Origin of the sequence: Flavobacterium sp. BFFFF1 (assembly GCF_002256285.1) — a bacterium.
GTDB lineage: Bacteria > Bacteroidota > Bacteroidia > Flavobacteriales > Flavobacteriaceae > Flavobacterium.
Genome location: NZ_NKJE01000040.1, coordinates 1 through 3,337, shown reverse-complemented (window position 1 = coordinate 3,337; position 3,337 = coordinate 1). Strand labels below are relative to the sequence as shown.

4 protein-coding genes are annotated in these 3,337 nt (G+C 43.3%); 2 read left to right on the top strand and 2 right to left on the bottom strand.

Features of this window, described 5'->3' with window-relative positions:
• Positions 1-153: 153 nt before the first annotated feature.
• Both CFE23_RS15505 and pyrE read right to left on the bottom strand, forming a co-directional pair.
• Positions 154-546 (bottom strand): SRPBCC family protein, encoded by a 393-nt coding sequence (locus CFE23_RS15505; protein WP_291090004.1) that lies wholly within the window; start codon positions 544-546, stop codon positions 154-156.
• A gap of 47 nt (positions 547-593) precedes the next feature.
• Complete coding sequence (pyrE, locus tag CFE23_RS15500; RefSeq protein WP_291090001.1) at positions 594-1,241, bottom strand: orotate phosphoribosyltransferase; 648 nt, start codon at positions 1,239-1,241, stop codon at positions 594-596.
• Between the two features lie 7 nt (positions 1,242-1,248).
• Between pyrE and CFE23_RS15495 the strand changes: the two genes are divergently transcribed.
• Entirely contained in the window at positions 1,249-1,851 is a 603-nt protein-coding gene (locus CFE23_RS15495) for an NUDIX domain-containing protein (RefSeq protein WP_291089998.1), read from the top strand.
• 80 nt (positions 1,852-1,931) lie between these two features.
• Complete coding sequence (locus CFE23_RS15490; protein WP_291089995.1) at positions 1,932-3,275, top strand: DEAD/DEAH box helicase; 1,344 nt, start codon at positions 1,932-1,934, stop codon at positions 3,273-3,275.
• Positions 3,276-3,337: the final 62 nt, after the last annotated feature.

Here is a 3,337-nt window from a genome sequence, read left to right as displayed (position 1 = left end):
CGTTTGAAGATGCTGACGGAAATCGCTTTATGGGAATGGTCCATGGGGTAACGGCTGATGGAAGGCTTCAGCTATTCTTGGAACACGATAGTGAAAAACACTTCGGGATTAAGGAAATTTCGATGCTTTATTAGCTGTTCGCTGTTCGCTAAATTACAACTTATGCATATTCTGCGCCAGCGTTTCAATAAACTTGCTGATAGGCCCTTTCACCATCATGGCCATCATCGCATTAAATTCGCCTTCAAAAAACAATTGTACATCGGCAGTGTGGTCTGATACAGCATCAATTTTCGCTTTAAGCGTGAAGGGAAGCTTGTCGCTGGCAGCGCCCAAAACCAACCCGCTTACCGGCGTTTTTTCTTTCATTCTCAGCTTTATTTCCGGCATGCCTTTCAGCCCGAAAATAAACGAATCAGCGTCTAAAACTTCAAATTTAGAAATGCTGTCAGGCATCAGTTTTTCGAAATTACTGACCTGCGATAAGGCATCAAATACATATTCGGCCGATTTTTCTACGGTAACTTTTGGGCTTTCGAGATTCATATCTGGGTGTTGGGTTTTTAGGTGTTGGGTTATGGAAAAAGTACTGATTAAACTTCTATTCCCCACGTAGAAGGGCTTAGCCTCCACTCGATCAGGGTTTGCTCTTCGGCTTCAGTGATGTATTTTTTGGCTACAGCCAAAGGCAACAGATTTTCATAATTGCTCAGCGTGTATAAATCGATGTTCGCTGCCTTAAAGTTTTTACTGGCAACATCAAATCCATAGCTGAAAATAGCGGCCATGCCCTTCACATTCGCTCCGGCTTCTTTAAGGGCTTCAACTGCCATTAAGCTGCTGTTCCCGGTACTGATCAAATCCTCGATGACGACAACATTTTGTCCTTTCTGCAAAAATCCTTCAATCTGGTTCAGCCGACCATGCTTTTTCGGTTCCGGCCTGACATACACGAATGGCAGTGCCAACGCTTCGGCGACAAGCAGCCCGATCCCGATCGCCCCTGTGGCTACGCCTGCAATCACGTCCGGCTTTCCAAACTGCTTTTCGATGTTCTTCGCAAACTCTTCCTTGAGGTAATTCCGAATCGGCGGAAACGACAGTGTAATCCTGTTGTCACAGTAAATTGGCGACTTCCATCCCGATGCCCATGTAAAAGGATTTCCTGGATTCAATTTAATTGCATTTATTTGTAAAAGCAATTCGGCTGTTTTACTGGCTGTATCTTTATTAAAAATCATATTACAAATGTATAAAGTTTTTGTAAACGACAAACCGCTTTTCCTCACAAATGAAATCGTGAAAGAGACCGATTTTCAGCTGTTTTTGCTGGAAAGCGCTGATATAAAGAAGGTTATTACCAAAATATTCCAGAATAAAATTCAGAAGGCCTATTTGTACCATCCGGATGAAAAGGAAATCATGAAAACCCTTAAATCCAAAATGCCGGTCCAGAAAGCCGGTGGAGGAATCGTTTACAATAAAAAAGACGAAGTACTGTTCATTTTCCGCAATGGCAAATGGGACCTGCCCAAAGGCGGTATTGAAAAAGGCGAGGAAATTGAATACACCGCATTGCGTGAAGTCGAGGAAGAAACGGGTGTCGGAAAACTCGTCATCACTGACAAACTACAGAAGACCTACCATATTTTTAAGCGCAATGGACGCTACAAGCTCAAAATTACCCATTGGTTTGAAATGCGAAGCTCCTATGATGGCGCATTACTGCCACAACTCGAAGAAGGCATTGAAAAAGTAGCCTGGCTGAATCCTGACGAGGTTACCGAAGCACTGAAGAATTCTTATGAGAATATCAAATTGCTGTTTGAAGAAGAAAAACTGTTAAGATAGCGCCCCCTGTTTTACGTGTTTGGTTTTTATTCTGACTGCGCAATGCCGGCCACTGACCTCTTATCTGTTATCTTTGCCAAATGATAAATCCGCACCATTCCAATAATGTACTGCTGAATTTAGGCATCGACCGCTTAAATGACATGCAGCTTGCCGCACAGGAAACTATAGTCAATGACCATAACGTTTTGTTGCTTTCGCCAACAGGTTCCGGGAAAACGCTCGCCTATTTACTACCCATTTTAGAACTATTGGATGAGTATGTGGCCGGCGTGCAATGCTTAATTATCCTGCCTTCAAGGGAATTGGGACTGCAGATTGAACAAGTCTGGAAAAAGATGGGTACTACTTATAAAGTAAATGTTTGTTACGGCGGGCATTCCATAGACACTGAAATTAAGAACCTATCGAATCCACCCGCTATCTTGATTGGAACACCCGGTAGAATAGCCGATCATATTGATCGCGGTACTTTCAAAACTGACCGCATCCAAACGTTGGTTTTGGATGAATTTGATAAGTCACTGCAACTGGGATTCCATGAAGAAATGTCCTTTATTATCAGCAAATTGTCCAAACTCAACAAAAGGATACTGGTATCGGCCACTGCAGGCATTGAAATTCCAAAGTATACAAAGGTTGTAAATCCAACCATTTTAGATTTTATTCCGACTGAAGCCGAAAAAGTTAACCTTGCCATGAAAATGGTCGTTTCCAGCGAGAAAGATAAAATCGGAACCCTGTATCATCTGATTTGTTCGCTGAAATCGCAATCGGCACTGATATTCTGTAACCACAGGGATGCTGCCGAACGCATTAGCGACACCTTAAATGAAAAAGGGATTTATGCCACATACTATCACGGCGGAATGGATCAGGAGGAACGGGAACGGGCGTTAATTCAGTTCAGGAATGGCAGCGTAACCTATCTCGTTACCACCGATTTGGCCGCTAGAGGTCTGGATATTCCGGAAATGAAGCATGTCATCCATTATCATTTACCCTCGAAGGAAGACGAGTTCACCCATCGAAATGGAAGAACGGCAAGGATGCAGGCTTCGGGAACTGCCTACATCATTACACACGAAAGCGAAAAAAAGCAGGAATACATCGACTATGGTATGCCCGTTTTAAAAGTAGCCCATGCCACAACCTTACCCAAGCCGCCGGAATTCCAAACGATTTACATCAGTGGTGGCAAGAAAAACAAACTGAACAAGATTGACATCGTGGGCTTCTTTTCCCAAAAAGGAAAACTCGAGAAAGGCGATTTGGGATTGATTGAAGTCAAGGACTTTATTTCCTTTGCCGCAGTGAAGTTTGCCAAAGTCAGCCACCTGCTTTCCAATATCCGCGACGAAAAAATGAAGGGCAGAAAATTTAAGATTGAAGTGGCACGGAAAGTTGTTAAGAAAGAGGAGTGAGTTGCTGAGTTGCTGAGTTGCTGAGTTGCTGAGTTGCTGAGTTGCTGAGTTGCTGAGTTGCT

What these genes read in the sequence shown, in the direction of transcription:
- CFE23_RS15505 (WP_291090004.1), bottom strand. Translation starts at nt 546, where the DNA reads ATGAATCTCGAAAGCCCAAAAGTTACCGTAGAAAAATCGGCCGAATAT.
- pyrE (WP_291090001.1), bottom strand. Translation starts at nt 1,241, where the DNA reads ATGATTTTTAATAAAGATACAGCCAGTAAAACAGCCGAATTGCTTTTA.
- CFE23_RS15495 (WP_291089998.1), top strand. Translation starts at nt 1,249, where the DNA reads ATGTATAAAGTTTTTGTAAACGACAAACCGCTTTTCCTCACAAATGAA.
- CFE23_RS15490 (WP_291089995.1), top strand. Translation starts at nt 1,932, where the DNA reads ATGATAAATCCGCACCATTCCAATAATGTACTGCTGAATTTAGGCATC.